Source organism: Streptomyces purpurascens (genome assembly GCF_045040895.1).
In the GTDB taxonomy this organism is placed as follows: Bacteria; Actinomycetota; Actinomycetes; order Streptomycetales; family Streptomycetaceae; genus Streptomyces; species Streptomyces purpurascens.
The window spans coordinates 1678624-1695401 of the sequence record NZ_CP108341.1 but is presented as its reverse complement, the minus strand read 5'-3'; the positions used below and the strand labels follow the sequence as shown (position 1 = coordinate 1695401).

At 71.1% G+C, this 16778-nt stretch carries 14 protein-coding genes; 13 read left to right on the top strand and 1 reads right to left on the bottom strand.

Annotated elements, in window-relative coordinates; all coding sequences use genetic code 11:
- The first annotated feature begins 95 nt into the window (after positions 1–95).
- The 13 genes from OHU35_RS07670 to OHU35_RS07610 all read left to right on the top strand — a co-directional run bounded on the left by OHU35_RS07670 (position 96) and on the right by OHU35_RS07610 (position 16051).
- Complete coding sequence (locus OHU35_RS07670) at positions 96–1082, top strand: aspartate carbamoyltransferase catalytic subunit (RefSeq protein WP_189726433.1); 987 nt, start codon at positions 96–98, stop codon at positions 1080–1082.
- Positions 1079–2392 carry a dihydroorotase gene (locus OHU35_RS07665; protein ID WP_405505068.1) on the top strand — a complete coding sequence of 438 codons (1314 nt, stop codon included), beginning with the start codon at positions 1079–1081 and terminating at the stop codon, positions 2390–2392. Before OHU35_RS07670 ends, OHU35_RS07665 begins: the two co-directional genes overlap by 4 nt.
- On the top strand, positions 2389–2958 hold the full coding sequence (locus tag OHU35_RS07660) for a hypothetical protein (RefSeq protein WP_189726431.1): 570 nt from the start codon (positions 2389–2391) through the stop codon (positions 2956–2958). Before OHU35_RS07665 ends, OHU35_RS07660 begins: the two co-directional genes overlap by 4 nt.
- Positions 2955–4097: a glutamine-hydrolyzing carbamoyl-phosphate synthase small subunit gene (gene carA, locus OHU35_RS07655; RefSeq protein WP_189726430.1), complete on the top strand. Its 1143-nt coding sequence runs from the start codon at positions 2955–2957 to the stop codon at positions 4095–4097. Before OHU35_RS07660 ends, carA begins: the two co-directional genes overlap by 4 nt.
- Positions 4090–7398 (top strand): carbamoyl-phosphate synthase large subunit, encoded by a 3309-nt coding sequence (carB, locus tag OHU35_RS07650; protein ID WP_405505067.1) that lies wholly within the window; start codon positions 4090–4092, stop codon positions 7396–7398. The genes carA and carB overlap by 8 nt, the downstream gene beginning before the upstream one ends.
- A 70-nt stretch (positions 7399–7468) precedes the next feature.
- Complete coding sequence (locus tag OHU35_RS07645; RefSeq protein ID WP_405505066.1) at positions 7469–8575, top strand: quinone-dependent dihydroorotate dehydrogenase; 1107 nt, start codon at positions 7469–7471, stop codon at positions 8573–8575.
- Positions 8572–9417, top strand: coding sequence for an orotidine-5'-phosphate decarboxylase (pyrF, locus tag OHU35_RS07640; RefSeq protein ID WP_405505065.1), 846 nt, complete (start codon positions 8572–8574; stop codon positions 9415–9417). Before OHU35_RS07645 ends, pyrF begins: the two co-directional genes overlap by 4 nt.
- A 277-nt stretch (positions 9418–9694) precedes the next feature.
- Positions 9695–10018 (top strand): integration host factor, encoded by a 324-nt coding sequence (locus OHU35_RS07635; protein ID WP_003977346.1) that lies wholly within the window; start codon positions 9695–9697, stop codon positions 10016–10018.
- Positions 10019–10076: 58 nt separating this feature from the next.
- Entirely contained in the window at positions 10077–10670 is a 594-nt protein-coding gene (gmk, locus tag OHU35_RS07630) for a guanylate kinase (RefSeq protein ID WP_189726426.1), read from the top strand.
- Between the two features lie 70 nt (positions 10671–10740).
- Positions 10741–11013, top strand: a complete 273-nt coding sequence (gene rpoZ / locus OHU35_RS07625) for a DNA-directed RNA polymerase subunit omega (protein ID WP_003988945.1) — start codon at positions 10741–10743, stop codon at positions 11011–11013.
- A 114-nt stretch (positions 11014–11127) separates the two neighbouring features.
- Entirely contained in the window at positions 11128–12330 is a 1203-nt protein-coding gene (coaBC, locus tag OHU35_RS07620; protein ID WP_189726425.1) for a bifunctional phosphopantothenoylcysteine decarboxylase/phosphopantothenate--cysteine ligase CoaBC, read from the top strand.
- Positions 12331–12567: 237 nt separating this feature from the next.
- Entirely contained in the window at positions 12568–13776 is a 1209-nt protein-coding gene (gene metK, locus OHU35_RS07615) for a methionine adenosyltransferase (RefSeq protein WP_189726424.1), read from the top strand.
- Positions 13777–13897: 121 nt separating this feature from the next.
- Entirely contained in the window at positions 13898–16051 is a 2154-nt protein-coding gene (locus OHU35_RS07610; RefSeq protein WP_189726420.1) for a primosomal protein N', read from the top strand.
- Between the two features lie 102 nt (positions 16052–16153).
- On the opposite strand, the gene OHU35_RS07605 is transcribed toward OHU35_RS07610, so the two are convergent.
- Positions 16154–16705 carry a hypothetical protein gene (locus OHU35_RS07605; RefSeq protein WP_189726419.1) on the bottom strand — a complete coding sequence of 184 codons (552 nt, stop codon included), beginning with the start codon at positions 16703–16705 and terminating at the stop codon, positions 16154–16156.
- Between the last annotated feature and the right edge of the window lie 73 nt (positions 16706–16778).

Sequence of the window (16778 nt, the reverse complement as noted above, 5' to 3'; positions counted from 1 at the left end):
CTCAGGCGTACGCCGCTGTCGTACGCCGGCCCAGTGCGCCCTCGGGCGCGCCCGTCTGCCCGAATTCTCCTGAACTGCCTTACGGAGCCTGACAGATGCAGCGTCATCTCATCTCGGCCGCCGACCTCACCCGCGACGACGCCGTCCTGATCCTCGACACCGCCGAGGAGATGGCCCGGGTCGCCGACCGGCCGATCAAGAAGCTGCCGACCCTGCGCGGCCGCACGATCGTCAACCTCTTCTTCGAGGACTCCACCCGGACCCGGATCTCCTTCGAGGCCGCCGAGAAGCGGCTGTCCGCGGACGTCATCAACTTCTCCGCCAAGGGCTCCAGCGTCTCCAAGGGCGAGTCCCTGAAGGACACCGCCCAGACCCTGGAGGCCATGGGCGTCGACGCCGTGGTCATCCGGCACGGCGCCTCCGGAGCCCCGTACCGGCTGGCGAACTCCGGCTGGATCGACGCGGCCGTCGTCAACGCCGGCGACGGCACCCACCAGCACCCCACCCAGGCCCTTCTGGACGCCTTCACCATGCGCCGCCGTCTGGTCGGCCCGGACGCCGGGCTCGGCCAGGACCTCGCCGGCAGGCGCATCACGATCGTCGGCGACATCCTGCACAGCCGGGTCGCCCGCTCCAACGTCGACCTGCTGCACACCCTGGGCGCCGAGGTCACCCTCGTCGCCCCGCCGACGCTGGTGCCCGTCGGCATCGAGACCTGGCCCTGCGAGGTGTCGTACGACCTCGACAGCACACTGCCCAAGTCCGACGCGGTGATGATGCTGCGCGTCCAGCGCGAGCGCATGAACGCCGCCTTCTTCCCGACCGAGCGCGAGTACTCCCGGCGCTACGGCCTCGACGGCGACCGCATGGCGCGGATGCCCGAGCACGCCGTCGTGATGCACCCCGGCCCGATGGTCCGCGGCATGGAGATCACCGCCGAGGTCGCCGACTCCGACCGCTGCACCGTCGTCGAGCAGGTGGCAAACGGAGTGTCCATCCGGATGGCCGTCCTGTACCTGCTGCTCGGCGGCAACGAACCCGCCGTCACCCAGTCCCGTACCGAGGAGAAGCAAGACCGATGAGCAAGATCCTGATCCGTGGTGCGAAGGTGCTGGGCGGCGAGCCGCAGGACGTGCTGATCGACGGCGGGACGATCGCCGCCACCGCCCGGCAGGGCGAAATCGACTGGAGTGGCAGCGGCCTGTCCGCCGAAGGTGCCGAGATCGTCGAGGCCGACGGCAAGGTGCTGCTGCCGGGCCTGGTCGATCTGCACACCCATCTGCGCGAGCCCGGCCGTGAGGACTCCGAGACCGTCCTGACCGGCACGCGGGCGGCGGCCAGCGGCGGCTACACCACCGTGTTCGCCATGGCCAACACCTTCCCGGTCGCCGACACCGCCGGTGTCGTCGAGCAGGTCTGGCGGCTCGGCAAGGAGCACGGCTACTGCGACGTCCAGCCCATCGGCGCCGTCACCGTCGGCCTGGAGGGCAGGAAGCTCGCCGAGCTGGGCGCCATGCACGAGTCGGCCGCCGGCGTCACCGTCTTCTCCGACGACGGCAAGTGCGTCCACGACGCCGTGATCATGCGCCGCGCCCTGGAGTACGTGAAGGCCTTCGGCGGTGTCGTCGCACAGCACGCGCAGGAGCCGCGGCTGACCGAGGGCGCCGAGATGAACGAGGGCGTCGTCTCCGCCGAGCTGGGCCTCGGGGGCTGGCCCGCGGTGGCCGAAGAATCGATCATCGCCCGGGATGTCCTGCTCGCCGACCACGTCGGCTCCCGCGTCCACATCTGTCACCTGTCGACCGCCGGCTCCGTCGAGATCGTCCGCTGGGCCAAGTCCCGCGGCATCGCCGTCACCGCCGAGGTCACCCCGCACCACCTGCTCCTCACCGACGAGCTGGTCCGCTCGTACAACCCGGTCTACAAGGTCAACCCGCCGCTGCGCACCGAGCGGGACGTGATGGCCCTGCGCGAGGCGCTCGCCGACGGCACGATCGACATCGTCGCCACCGACCACGCCCCGCACCCGCACGAGGACAAGGACTGCGAGTGGGCCGCGGCCGCCATGGGCATGGTCGGCCTGGAGACCGCGTTGTCAGTGGTGCAGGAGACCATGGTCGACACGGGTCTGCTGGACTGGTCCGGCGTCGCCGACCGGATGTCCGTCAAGCCCGCGCAGATCGGACAGGCCATGGGCCACGGACGTCCCGTCTCGGCAGGTGAGCCCGCCAACCTCACCCTGGTCGACACGGCATACCGTGGGCTCGTGGAACCCGCGGGCTTCGCCTCGCGCAGCCGCAACACCCCCTACGAGGGGCGCGAGCTGCCGGGCCGTGTGACGCACACGTGGCTGCGGGGCAAGGCCACGCTCGTCGACGGGAAGCTCACGTGACACCTGTATTCCTGCTGGCCGCCGAGAAGGAATCGGCGCAAGTGACCGACTGGGCCGCCCGCATCGGCTGGGTCGTGGGCCTCGCACTCTTCGTCGCGCTCGTCTACTGGCTGATGCGCGAGGGCTGGAAGTGGCGCGGCACCCTCCAGGGCGACCTGCCCGAGCTGCCCGTCGCCCCGGACGACCCGGGCCCCGAGAAGCTGGCCATGAGCGGCCGCTACCACGGCTCCACCACGGCCGGTCAGTGGCTCGACCGCATCGTGGCCCAGGGCCTGGGCACCCGCAGCCGCGCCGAGCTCACCCTCACGGACGCCGGCCTCGACGTCGTACGCCCCGGGGCGAGCGACTTCTTCGTCCCGGCCGCGCAGCTGCGTGAGGCGCGGCTCGACAAGGGCATCGCCGGCAAGGTCCTCACCGAGGGCGGCCTGCTGATCGTCACCTGGGCGCACGGCGACCGGCTGATCGACTCCGGGTTCCGCTCCGACCACGCGGCCGAGCACAACGAGTGGGTCGAGACCCTCAACTCCATGATCGAAACGAACACCAGGGAAGGCGTCGAACGATGACCACCTCCACAAGGGGAGCTGCCAGGACTCCCGCCGTACTCGTCCTGGAGGACGGCCGGATCTTCCGCGGCCGTGCCTACGGGGCCGTGGGGGAGACCTTCGGCGAAGCGGTGTTCTCCACCGGCATGACCGGCTACCAGGAAACCCTCACCGACCCCTCGTACCACCGCCAGGTCGTGGTGATGACCGCCCCGCACGTCGGCAACACCGGGGTCAACGACGAGGACCCCGAGTCGAAGAGGATCTGGGTCTCCGGATACGTCGTGCGCGACCCCGCGCGCGTGCCGTCCAACTGGCGCTCCCGGCGCTCGCTCGACGAGGAGCTCGCGGCGCAGGGCGTCGTCGGCATCTCCGGCATCGACACCCGCGCCCTCACGCGTCACCTGCGCGAGCGGGGCGCCATGCGCGTCGGCATCTTCAGCGGGGAGGCGGTGCGGGAGGACGGCGCGCTGCTGGCCCGCGTCCAGGAAGCCCCCCAGATGAAGGGCGCGAACCTCTCCGCCGAGGTCGCCACCACCGAGCCGTACGTCGTCCCGGCGATCGGCGAGAAGAAGTTCACCGTCGCCGCCGTCGACCTCGGCATCAAGGGCATGACCCCGCACCGCATGGCCGAGCGCGGCATAGAGGTGCACGTGCTCCCGGCCACCGCGACCGTCGAGGACGTCTACGCGGTCAACCCGGACGGCGTGTTCTTCTCCAACGGCCCGGGCGACCCGGCCACCGCCGACCACCCCGTCTCCGTCATGCGGGGCGTCCTGGAGCGCGGCACCCCGCTCTTCGGCATCTGCTTCGGCAACCAGATCCTGGGCCGCGCGCTCGGCTTCGGCACCTTCAAGCTGAAGTACGGCCACCGCGGCATCAACCAGCCGGTGCAGGACCGTACGACCGGCAAGGTCGAGGTCACCGCGCACAACCACGGCTTCGCCGTCGACGCACCGCTCGACCAGGTCTCCGAGACCCCGTTCGGCCGCGCCGAGGTGTCGCACGTCTGCCTGAACGACAACGTGGTGGAGGGGCTGCGGCTTCTCGACCGCCCCGCCTTCAGCGTCCAGTACCACCCCGAAGCGGCAGCCGGCCCGCACGACGCCGCCTACCTGTTCGACCGCTTCGTATCCCTGATGGAGGGCCAGCGTGCCTAAGCGCACCGATATCCAGTCCGTCCTGGTCATCGGCTCCGGCCCGATCGTCATCGGCCAGGCCGCCGAGTTCGACTACTCCGGCACCCAGGCGTGCCGCATCCTGCGCGCCGAGGGCCTGAGGGTCGTCCTGGTGAACTCCAACCCGGCGACGATCATGACCGACCCGGAGATCGCCGACGCCACGTACGTCGAGCCGATCACCCCCGAGTTCGTCGAGAAGATCATCGCCAAGGAGCGCCCGGACGCCCTGCTGCCCACCCTGGGCGGCCAGACGGCCCTCAACACGGCCATCTCGCTGCACGAGGCGGGCACGCTCGACAAGTACGGCGTCGAGCTCATCGGCGCCAACGTCGAGGCGATCAACAAGGGCGAGGACCGCGACCTCTTCAAGGAAGTCGTCGAGGCCGTCCGCGCGAAGATCGGGCACGGCGAGTCCGCCCGCTCGGTGATCTGCCACTCGATGGAGGACGTCCTCGCCGGCGTCGAGACGCTCGGCGGCTACCCGGTCGTCGTCCGCCCGTCCTTCACCATGGGCGGCGCCGGCTCCGGCTTCGCCCACGACGAGGAGGAGCTGCGCCGCATCGCCGGGCAGGGCCTCACGCTCTCGCCGACCACCGAGGTGCTCCTGGAGGAGTCCATCCTCGGCTGGAAGGAGTACGAGCTGGAGCTGATGCGCGACAAGCACGACAACGTCGTGGTCGTCTGCTCCATCGAGAACTTCGACCCCATGGGCGTGCACACCGGCGACTCGATCACGGTCGCCCCGGCGATGACCCTCACCGACCGCGAGTACCAGACCCTGCGTGACATCGGCATCGCCGTCATCCGCGAGGTCGGCGTCGACACCGGCGGCTGCAACATCCAGTTCGCGGTGAACCCCGAGGACGGTCGCGTGATCGTCATCGAGATGAACCCGCGCGTGTCGCGTTCCTCGGCGCTCGCCTCCAAGGCGACCGGCTTCCCGATCGCCAAGATCGCGGCCAAGCTCGCCGTCGGCTACACGCTCGACGAGATCCCGAACGACATCACGCAGGAGACCCCGGCCTCCTTCGAGCCGACGCTCGACTACGTGGTCGTGAAGGCCCCGCGCTTCGCCTTCGAGAAGTTCCCGAGCGCGGACGCCACCCTCACCACCACCATGAAGTCGGTCGGCGAGGCCATGGCCATCGGCCGCAACTTCACCGAGGCCTTCCAGAAGGCCCTGCGCTCGCTGGAGAAGAAGGGCAGCCAGTTCACCTTCGTCGGCGAGCCCGGCGACAAGGACGAGCTGCTCCGCGAGTCCGTCCGCCCCACCGACGGCCGCATCAACACCGTCATGCAGGCCATCCGCGCGGGCGCCACCCCCGAGGAGGTCTTCGAGTACACGAAGATCGACCCGTGGTTCGTCGACCAGCTCTTCCTGATCAAGGAGATCGCGGACGAGCTGGCCGGGGCGCCCGAGCTGACCGCCGGCCTGCTCGCCGAGGCCAAGCGGCACGGTTTCTCCGACACGCAGATCGGCGAGATCCGAGGCCTGCGTGAGGACGTCGTCCGCGAGGTCCGGCACGCGCTGGGCATCCGCCCGGTCTACAAGACGGTCGACACCTGCGCCGCCGAGTTCGCCGCGAAGACGCCGTACTTCTACTCCTCCTACGACGAGGAGACCGAGGTCGCCGCGCGCGAGAAGCCGGCCGTCATCATCCTGGGCTCCGGCCCGAACCGCATCGGCCAGGGCATCGAGTTCGACTACTCCTGCGTCCACGCCTCCTTCGCCCTGAGCGACGCGGGCTACGAGACCGTGATGGTCAACTGCAACCCGGAGACCGTCTCCACGGACTACGACACCTCCGACCGTCTGTACTTCGAGCCGCTGACGCTCGAGGACGTGCTGGAGATCGTCCATGCCGAGCAGCAGGCCGGACCCGTCGCGGGCGTCGTCGTCCAGCTCGGCGGCCAGACCCCGCTGGGCCTGTCGCAGGCCCTCAAGGACAACGGCGTGCCGATCGTGGGCACCTCCCCGGAGGCCATCCACGCCGCCGAGGACCGGGGCGCCTTCGGACGGGTCCTCCAGGAGGCCGGCCTCCCGGCCCCCAAGCACGGCACCGCCACCACCTTCGCCGAGGCCAAGGCCATCGCCGACGAGATCGGCTACCCGGTCCTGGTGCGTCCGTCGTACGTCCTCGGCGGGCGCGGCATGGAGATCGTCTACGACGAGACGCGCCTGGAGGCGTACATCTCCGAGTCGACGGAGATCAGCCCGTCCCGGCCGGTCCTGGTCGACCGGTTCCTCGACGACGCGATCGAGATCGACGTCGACGCGCTCTACGACGGCCAGGAGCTCTACCTCGGCGGTGTCATGGAGCACATCGAGGAGGCCGGCATCCACTCCGGCGACTCGGCGTGCGCCCTGCCGCCCATCACGCTCGGCGGCTTCGACATCAAGCGCCTGCGGGCCTCCACGGAGGGCATCGCGCGCGGCGTCGGGGTGCGCGGCCTGATCAACATCCAGTTCGCGCTGGCGGGCGACATCCTCTATGTCCTGGAGGCCAACCCGCGCGCCTCCCGGACCGTCCCCTTCACCTCGAAGGCGACGGCGGTGCCGCTCGCCAAGGCCGCCGCCCGGATCTCGCTGGGCGCCACGATCGCGGAGTTGCGCGCCGAGGGCCTGCTCCCGGCCACCGGCGACGGCGGCGAGCTCCCGCTCGACGCGCCGATCTCCGTCAAGGAGGCCGTCATGCCGTGGTCGCGCTTCCGCGACATCCACGGCCGCGGCGTCGACACGGTCCTCGGCCCGGAGATGCGCTCCACGGGCGAGGTCATGGGCATCGACTCCGTCTTCGGCACGGCGTACGCCAAGTCGCAGGCGGGCGCCTACGGCCCGCTGCCCACCAAGGGCCGCGCCTTCATCTCGGTCGCCAACCGCGACAAGCGTTCGATGATCTTCCCGGCGCGCGAGCTGGTCGCCCACGGCTTCGAGCTGATGGCCACGTCCGGCACGGCCGAGGTGCTCAAGCGCAACGGCATCAACGCCACCGTCGTGCGCAAGCAGTCCGAGGGCACCGGCCCGAACGGCGAGAAGACCATCGTCCAGCTCATCCACGACGGCGAGGTCGACCTCATCGTCAACACCCCGTACGGCACGGGCGGCCGCCTCGACGGCTACGACATCCGTACGGCGGCCGTGGCACGGTCCGTGCCCTGCCTGACGACGGTCCAGGCGCTCGCGGCGGCGGTCCAGGGCATCGACGCCCTCAACCGCGGCGACGTGAGCGTCCGGTCGCTCCAGGAACACGCGGAACATCTGACCGCGGCCCGCGACTAGCAACCCTGAGGGGGACACCGGAAACGGTGTCCCCCTCTTCGTGAGGACGCCACGTCTTCGTGAGGACATCATGTACAAGTTCTTCTTCAGTCTCGTCTTCAAGCGGCTGGATCCGGAGCAGGCGCACCACCTCGCCTTCCGCTGGATCCGCCTGGCCGCCCGCGTCCCCGTGCTGCGGACCTTCCTCGCGGCCGCCCTCGCGCCCCGCCACAAGGAGCTGCGCACGGAGGCCTTCGGGCTGCGCATGCACGGCCCCTTCGGGCTCGCCGCGGGCTTCGACAAGAACGCCGTGGGCATCGACGGCATGGCGATGCTCGGCTTCGACCACGTCGAGATCGGCACGGTGACCGGCGAGCCGCAGCCCGGCAATCCCAAGCAGCGGCTGTTCCGGCTGGTCAAGGACCGGGCGCTGATCAACCGCATGGGCTTCAACAACGACGGCTCGCTCCGCGTCGCCGCCCGCCTGGCCTCCCGTACACCGGTCTTCAGGACCGTCGTCGGCGTCAACATCGGCAAGACCAAGGTCGTACCCGAGGAGGAGGCCGTCGCGGACTACGTGAAGTCCGCCGAGCGGCTGGCGCCGTACGCCGACTACCTCGTGGTCAACGTCTCCTCCCCGAACACGCCCGGCCTGCGCAATCTGCAGGCCACGGAGGCGCTGCGCCCCCTGCTGAGCGCCGTCCGCGAGGCCGCCGACGGCGCGGTGTCCGCACGGCGTGTCCCGCTCCTGGTCAAGATCGCGCCGGACCTCGCCGACGAGGACATCGACGCGGTCGCCGACCTCGCCGTGGAACTCGGCCTGGACGGGATCATCGCCACCAACACCACCATCGCGCGCGAAGGACTCGGCCTGAAGTCCGACCCCTCCCTGGTCAAGGAGACCGGCGGCCTGTCCGGGGCACCCCTGAAGGAACGCTCCCTGGAGGTCCTGCGCCGCCTCTACGCGCGCGTGGGCGACCGGATCACCCTGGTGGGCGTAGGCGGCGTCGAGAACGCCGAGGACGCCTGGCAGCGCATCCTGGCCGGTGCCACGCTGGTCCAGGGCTACAGCGCCTTCATCTACGAGGGGCCGTTCTACGCTCGCGAGCTCCACAAGGGGCTCGCCGCGCGCCTGCGCACCAGCCCGTACGCCACGCTCGCCGACGCGGTGGGCGCCGACGTGAGGAAGACGGCATGAGTGGTCTCGAACCCTTCGGCGCGCGTCTGCGCCGGGCCATGGACGAGCGCGGCCCGCTCTGCGTCGGCATCGACCCGCACGCCTCCCTGCTCGCCGAGTGGGGCCTGAACGACGACGTGGCGGGGCTGGAGCGGTTCAGCCGCACGGTCGTCGAGGCGCTGGCCGACCGGGTCGCGGTGCTCAAGCCGCAGAGCGCCTTCTTCGAGCGGTTCGGCTCGCGCGGCCTGGCCGTCCTGGAGGCGTCGGTGGCCGAGGCGCGGGCGGCGGGCGCCCTGGTCGTGACGGACGCCAAGCGCGGCGACATCGGCTCGACCATGGCGGCGTACGCCGAGTCGTTCCTGCACAAGGACGCACCGCTGTTCTCCGACGCGCTGACCGTCTCGCCCTACCTCGGCTACGGCTCGCTCAGCCCGGCCGTCGCACTGGCCCGGGAGAACGGCGCCGGGCTGTTCGTGCTGGCGCTGACCTCCAACCCGGAGGGCGGCGAGGTCCAGCACGCCGTACGCTCCGACGGCCGGAACGTCGGAGCGACGATGCTCGCGCACCTGTCCGCCGAGAACGCGGGAGAGGAGCCCCTGGGGTCCTTCGGCGCGGTCGTCGGCGCCACCCTCGGTGACCTGTCCTCGTACGATCTGGCCATCAACGGCCCGCTCCTCGCGCCCGGCATCGGTGCCCAGGGAGCCACGCCGGCCGATCTTCCAGGGGTCTTCGGGGCGGCGGTGCGCAACGTCGTGCCGAACGTCAGCCGGGGAGTGCTACGCCACGGTCCCGACGCGGTCGCGCTGCGTGACGCCGCGGAACGCTTCGCGGAGGAGATCCGTCACGCTGTGACCTCCTCCTGACCACTTCCTGACCTTCTTGTGAGTCCTCCGATGAGTGGCCGGAGGCAGGCTTGAGTCTGAATACATCCTCAAATCCGGGGCAGTATGTCCTAAATGTCTGTTCAGATGAAGGCTGACCAGGACTTTTCCGCTGTTCTCGCTGACTCTGGCGGACTTGCCCGCTAGTCTCCGACGAGAGTCAACGGGCAAGCGTGTTGCTCGTGGCTCCCCAGGTGTGGGGCGACTAGGTTCCTCACCGGTCCGTATCCGACAGTTCGACATCCGAGGTGACGTAGGCGTGGCTCTTCCGCCCCTTACCCCTGAACAGCGCGCAGCCGCGCTCGAAAAGGCCGCCGCGGCTCGCCGGGAGCGGGCCGAGGTCAAGAATCGACTCAAGCACTCCGGCGCCTCCCTTCACGAGGTCATCAAGCAGGGCCAGGAGAACGACGTCATCGGCAAGATGAAGGTCTCCGCCCTTCTCGAGTCCCTGCCGGGCGTGGGCAAGGTCCGCGCCAAGCAGATCATGGAGCGACTCGGCATCTCCGAGAGCCGTCGTGTGCGCGGCCTCGGTTCCAACCAGATCGCCTCCTTGGAGCGTGAGTTCGGCAGCACCGGTTCCTGAACCGGGCACTCCGGGGAAGCGAGTCCCGGGCACTCCGGGATTGCTGGATAATCGCTGCATGGCTGCAACACCCCGGGGGACGTCCCCCGTACCCCCGGACGTACGTCCGCGGCTGACCGTGCTCTCCGGCCCCTCCGGGGTCGGCAAGAGCACGGTCGTCGCCCATATGCGCAAGGAACACCCCGAGGTCTGGCTCTCGGTGTCGGCGACGACCCGCAAGCCTCGCCCCGGCGAGAAGCACGGAGTCCACTACTTCTTCGTCACCGACGACGAGATGGACAAGCTGATCGCCAACGGCGAACTGCTGGAGTGGGCCGAGTTCGCCGGCAACCGCTACGGCACGCCGCGTGCGGCCGTGCAGGAGCGCCTGGAGGCCGGTGAGCCGGTCCTCCTCGAGATCGACCTGCAGGGTGCCCGTCTGGTCCGGGAGTCGATGCCCGAGGCCCAGCTGGTGTTCCTGGCTCCTCCCTCCTGGGAGGAGCTGGTGCGCAGACTCACCGGGCGGGGTACCGAACCGCCCGAGGTGATCGAGCGCCGGCTCGAGGCTGCGAAGATCGAACTCGCCGCCGAGCCGGAGTTCGACACCACCCTGGTCAACACCTCCGTCGAGGACGTGGCTCGCGAGCTGCTAGCCTTGACGAACGTGGTGTGACCATCGCTGATCGATCCGATCCTCGCTGATCACCCCGACAGACTCTTTCCCACCCATCGGAAGGTAGAGCGTGTCCTCTTCCATCTCCGCGCCCGAGGGCATCATCAACCCGCCGATCGACGAGCTCCTCGAGGCCACCGACTCGAAGTACAGCCTCGTGATCTACGCGGCCAAGCGGGCCCGCCAGATCAACGCGTACTACTCGCAGCTCGGCGAGGGCCTCCTCGAGTACGTCGGTCCTCTCGTCGACACCCACGTCCACGAGAAGCCGCTCTCGATCGCCCTCCGCGAGATCAACGCGGGGCTGCTCACGTCCGAGGCCGTCGAGGGCCCGGCGCAGTAAGTAGTATTTCCAGCTTGACGCTGACTTTTCCACAGGCCCGGCAGGTCGACTGCCGGGCCTGTGGTGTGTCATGGAGTCGTACGTTGTGCCGGTTGCCGAGGTCCGGGGAGAAGCGTGGACAAGCCGAAGGTCGTTCTGGGGGTCAGTGGCGGCATCGCCGCGTACAAGGCCTGTGAGCTGCTGCGGCGGCTGACGGAGTCGGGCCATGACGTGCGCGTGGTGCCCACGGCCTCCGCGCTGCACTTCGTCGGCGCCGCCACGTGGTCCGCGCTCTCCGGGCACCCGGTCTCCACCGAGGTGTGGGACGACGTCCACGAGGTCCCGCACGTCCGCATCGGGCAGCAGGCCGATCTGGTCGTCGTCGCCCCGGCCACCGCCGACATGCTCGCCAAGGCGGCCCACGGCCTCGCCGACGACCTCCTGACCAACACCCTGCTCACCGCCCGCTGCCCGGTCGTCTTCGCCCCCGCCATGCACACGGAGATGTGGGAGCACCCGGCCACCCGGGAGAACGTGGCGACGCTGCGCCGCCGCGGTGCCCTCGTCATCGAGCCGGCCGTGGGCCGTCTCACCGGTGTCGACACCGGCAAGGGCCGGCTGCCCGACCCGGGCGAGATCTTCGAGGTGTGCCGCCGAGTGCTGGCCCGTGGCGTGGCCGAGCCGGACCTCAAGGGCCGGCATGTCGTGGTGAGCGCGGGCGGCACCCGCGAGCCCCTGGACCCGGTCCGGTTCCTGGGCAACCGCTCCTCCGGCAAGCAGGGCTACGCCCTCGCCCGCACCGCGGCCGCCCGCGGCGCCCGGGTCACGCTCATCGCGGCCAACAGCACCCTGCCGGACCCGGCCGGGGTGGACGTCGTCCCCGTCGGCACGGCCGCGCACCTGCGCGAGGCGGTGCTGACAGCTGCCGCCGACGCGGATGCCGTGGTCATGGCGGCGGCGGTGGCGGACTTCCGTCCGGTGGCCTACGCGGCCGGGAAGATCAAGAAGAAGGACGACCAGGAGCCGGAGCCGATCGCCCTGGTGCGGAATCCGGACATCCTCGCGGAGATCTCCACCGACCGGGTTCGCCCCGGACAGGTGATCGTCGGCTTCGCGGCGGAGACGGACGACGTGCTCGCCAACGGCCGCGCCAAACTGAAGCGCAAGGGCTGCGATCTGCTGGTGGTGAACGAGGTCGGGGAGCGCAAGACCTTCGGTTCCGAGGAGAACGAAGCCGTCGTGCTCGGCACCGACGGCAGCGAGACCGCGGTGCCGTACGGACCCAAGGAAGCCCTGGCCGAAACGGTGTGGGACCTGGTGGCCGGGCGCCTCGGCTGATGTTTCAGTCGCCCTGCGCCTCGGTGAATCCCGGCCGATCGGGGCGTGGCGCCTCTGGCCAACGCCGCTCGCGATTGGGCAGAATGCCCGTGCCGCAGGTCACAGCACTTCCGAGTGGCGAGACAGGGGGGCCGTGGCCGAAGCGTGACCCGTAAACTGTTCCACGGACGGCGCGAGGTGCAGCCCTCGCCGTCCGCCAATGATCAGACAGCAGCCGCTGCAACCCCAGGGAGCGTTGTGTCCCGTCGCCTGTTCACCTCGGAGTCCGTGACCGAGGGTCACCCTGACAAGATCGCTGACCAGATCAGCGACACCATTCTCGACGCGTTGCTCCGCGAGGACCCGACCTCTCGGGTCGCCGTCGAGACCCTGATCACGACCGGCCTGGTGCACGTGGCCGGCGAGGTCACGACCAAGACGTACGCGGACATCGCGACGCTGGTCCGGAACAAGATCCTCGAAATCGGTTACGACTCCTCGAAGAAGGGCTTCGACGGCGCCTCCTGCGGCGTCTCGGTGTCCATCGGCGCACAGTCCCCGGACATCGCCCAGGGTGTCGACACGGCGTACGAGTCCCGTGTCGAGGGCGACGAGGACGAGCTCGACAAGCAGGGCGCGGGCGACCAGGGCCTGATGTTCGGCTACGCGACGGACGAGACCCCGACGCTCATGCCGCTGCCGATCTTCCTGGCCCACCGCCTGTCGAAGCGCCTGTCCGAGGTGCGCAAGAACGGCACCATCCCCTACCTGCGCCCGGACGGCAAGACCCAGGTCACCATTGAGTACGACGGCGACAAGGCGGTCCGCCTGGACACCGTCGTGGTCTCCTCCCAGCACGCCTCCGACATCGACCTGGACTCGCTGCTGGCTCCGGACATCAAGGAGTTCGTCGTCGAGCCGGAGCTGAAGGCGCTGCTCGACGAGGGCATCAAGCTCGACACGGAGAACTACCGTCTCCTGGTCAACCCCACCGGCCGCTTCGAGATCGGCGGCCCGATGGGCGACGCCGGCCTGACCGGCCGCAAGATCATCATCGACACCTACGGCGGCATGGCCCGTCACGGCGGCGGTGCCTTCTCCGGCAAGGACCCGTCCAAGGTGGACCGCTCCGCGGCGTACGCGATGCGCTGGGTCGCCAAGAACGTCGTCGCCGCGGGCCTCGCCTCCCGCTGCGAGGTCCAGGTGGCGTACGCGATCGGCAAGGCCGAGCCGGTGGGCCTGTTCGTCGAGACCTTCGGCACGGCCAAGATCGACACGGAGAAGATCGAGAAGGCGATCGACGAGGTCTTCGACCTCCGCCCGGCGGCCATCATCCGCGACCTCGACCTGCTCCGCCCGATCTACGCCCAGACCGCGGCGTACGGCCACTTCGGCCGTGAGCTTCCCGAGTTCACGTGGGAGCAGGCGGACCGTGTGGACGCGCTGCGCAAGGCGGCGGGCCTGTAGGTCCGGCGCCCTTACGGCACCCAGTGAGGCCCGGCACCCTTCGGGGGGGCCGGGCCTCGTCGTACCCCGGGGGCCTCGCCGGGGCCGCCGGTTGTCAGTGGTGTTTGGTAAGAATGCAAGCGTGAGCAGCGAGAACGGACAGGCGGACGGCGGTGCGGAGGGTGCGCCGCCCGAGCAGCTCGCGCTCATCCGGGAGAGCGTGCGGAAGGCCAAGACACCCCGGGCCAAGCCGCGGACCTGGCGGGGAGCCGCGCTCGCCAAGGAGCTGCCCGTCGCGCGGGTCCTCGTCGACAAGGGCGTGCTCCATCTCGACCGTTATTTCGACTACGCGGTACCCGAGGAGCTGGACGCCGAGGCCCAGCCGGGCGTGCGGGTGCGGGTGCGGTTCGGGGCCGGGCGGCACCGGGTGCGGGACGGGCGGCGCGAAGGCGGCGGGCTGATCGACGGGTTCCTCGTCGAGCGACTGGCCGAGTCCGCATACTCCGGGCCGCTGGCCGCCCTCGCCCAGGTCGTGTCGCCCGAGCGGGTGCTGAGCGAGGAACTGCTGGGGCTGGCCCGGGCGGTCGCCGACCGGTACGCGGGCAGCCTCGCGGACGTCCTGCAACTCGCCGTGCCACCGCGTAACGCGCGCGCCGAGCAGCGGGCCTCTCCCGCCCCCCTGCCGCCGCCCCCGGCCCCCGAGGCGGGATCCTGGCAGCGGTACGAGCGGGGAGCGGCCTTCGTGGAGTCCCTGGCGTCCGGCGGCGCTCCACGGGCCGTGTGGAACGCGCTGCCGGGGCCGCAGTGGAGCGAGGAGCTGGCCCGGGCCGTCGCGGCGACGCTGGCCTCCGGGCGCGGGGCGCTCGTCGTCCTGCCCGACGGACGGGCCGTCGCGCGGGCCGACGCCGCACTGACCTCGCTGCTCGGGGAGGGGCGGCACGCGGTGCTCACCGCCGACGCGGGGCCCGAGAAGCGGTACGCGCAGTGGCTCGCGGTGCGGCGCGGTTCCGTACGGGCCGTGATCGGGACGCGGGCCGCGATGTTCGCGCCGGTCCAGGACCTCGGGCTCGTGGCCCTCTGGGACGACGGGGACGACAGCCACAGCGAGCAGCACGCCCCGCAGCCCCATGCGCGGGAGGTGCTCCTGCTGCGGGCGGCCCAGGACAAGTGCGGCTTCCTGCTGGGCAGCTGGGGCTGCACGGTGGAGGCCGCACAGCTCGTCGAGAGCGGGTGGGCCCGGCCGCTCGTCGCCGGGCGGGAGCAGGTGCGGGGAGCCGCTCCGCTCGTGCGCACCGTGGGGGACGGGGACCTCGCCCGGGACGAGGCCGCCCGGGCCGCCCGGCTGCCGACCCTCGCCTGGCAGGCCGTCAGGGACGGCTTGCGGAACGGCCCGGTGCTGGTGCAGGTGCCCCGGCGGGGCTATGTGCCGCGCATGGCGTGCGCCAACTGCCGGGCGCCCGCGCGGTGCCGGCACTGCTCCGGGCCCATGGAGACGCGGGACGGCGGGGCCCTGTGCTGCGGGTGGTGCGGCCGCGAGGAGAGCGGCTGGCACTGCCCGGAGTGCGGTGCCTTCCGGCTGCGCGCCTCGGTGGTGGGGGCGCGGCGGACCGCCGAGGAACTCGGGCGTGCCTTCCCCGCGGTTCCGGTGCGGACCTCGGGGCGTGAACACGTGCTCGACACGGTCCCGGGGGCGCCCGCGCTGGTGGTGAGCACGCCGGGGGCCGAGCCGGTCGCCGAGGGCGGGTATGCGGCGGCGCTGCTGCTGGACGGGTGGGCCATGCTCGGGCGGCCCGATCTGCGGGCAGGGGAGGACGCGTTGCGGCGGTGGATCGCGGCCGGGGCACTCGTCCGGCCGCAGTCGGCGGGCGGCACGGTGGTGGTCGTGGCCGAGCCGACGCTGCGGCCCGTCCAGGCGCTCGTACGGTGGGATCCCGTCGGTCACGCGGTGCGGGAACTGGCCGAGCGGGCCGAGCTGGGCTTTCCGCCGGTGTCGAGGATGGCGGCCGTGTCGGGGCCGGCGGAGGCGGTGGCCGAGTTTCTTGGTACGGCGGAACTGCCGCCGGAGGCCGAGGTGCTGGGGCCCGTGCCGTTGCCCGTCCCGGCCGCGGGACGACCGCGGAGGGTGGGGGCGCCGCCGCCAGGGGAGCAGTGGGAGCGCGCGTTGCTGCGGGTGCCGCCGGGGAAGGGGGCCGCGCTGGCCGCCGCGCTCAAGGCCGCGCAGGCCGCGCGGATGGCTCGGGGGAGTGCGAGCGGGGCCGGCGTGTGGGTGCGGATCGATCCGGCTGACATCGGGTGAGCCGTGGGGCGGCTGAGCTCTCGCAAAGGTCCGGCGGGCGCCGCCCGGATGTGCGGCTGCCCTCCCGAAGGCGTCCGGGAGGGCAGGGCAAGGGGGCGCCGTTCAGCCGTTGCGCGGGCCGGGGAACGCCGTCGGCCGTGCCTCGTCGCGGAGTGCCGGACTGCCTGCCGTCGGCTGCGTGGGCATGGAGCGGGCCGCGGGGACCGTCGGGACCGTGGGCAGGCCGGTGGGCATACTGACCGTGCGACTGGCTGTCGGCTCCGGTGTGCGCTCCGGCTCGGCCGTGGCCGACTGGGCCGTGGCAGCGGCACGGCGTGCGCCGTAACGGCGGTGCACCGCCTGTTTGGTGACTCCGAGCGCGGAGCCCACCGCGTCCCAGGAGAAGCCGAGTGAGCGGTCGAAGTCCACGGCCGCGGTGACCAGGGTCTCGACACTGTCCCGCAGCTCCTGGGCGAGACGTACCGTCGGGGCGGGGGCGCGTCCGTAGACGACGAAGCCCGTGGAGGGGCCGGAGCGGCGCGGGCGGTAGACATTGCCCAACTGGGCGGTGAGTGTGCGCAGTGCGTCCACCTGCCGGCGGACCCGCTCGATGTCCCGCACCAGCAAGTGCAGGCTGGCCCGAGCCTGGGCGTCGTGGGTTGCGTGGTCGGCCATGAACAAGCCTCTCGAACCGGCGTTGAAAGGAATGGGCCGTGATCACGGCCCGTTGTGGTCAACTCTGTCTTGA

Bases quoted from the DNA above. Each gene is read 5' to 3' on its own strand.
- OHU35_RS07670 (WP_189726433.1), top strand. From the start codon at position 96: ATGCAGCGTCATCTCATCTCGGCCGCCGACCTCACCCGCGACGACGCC.
- OHU35_RS07665 (WP_405505068.1), top strand. From the start codon at position 1,079: ATGAGCAAGATCCTGATCCGTGGTGCGAAGGTGCTGGGCGGCGAGCCG.
- carA (WP_189726430.1), top strand. From the start codon at position 2,955: ATGACCACCTCCACAAGGGGAGCTGCCAGGACTCCCGCCGTACTCGTC.
- OHU35_RS07645 (WP_405505066.1), top strand. From the start codon at position 7,469: ATGTACAAGTTCTTCTTCAGTCTCGTCTTCAAGCGGCTGGATCCGGAG.
- pyrF (WP_405505065.1), top strand. From the start codon at position 8,572: ATGAGTGGTCTCGAACCCTTCGGCGCGCGTCTGCGCCGGGCCATGGAC.
- gmk (WP_189726426.1), top strand. From the start codon at position 10,077: ATGGCTGCAACACCCCGGGGGACGTCCCCCGTACCCCCGGACGTACGT.
- OHU35_RS07605 (WP_189726419.1), bottom strand. From the start codon at position 16,705: ATGGCCGACCACGCAACCCACGACGCCCAGGCTCGGGCCAGCCTGCAC.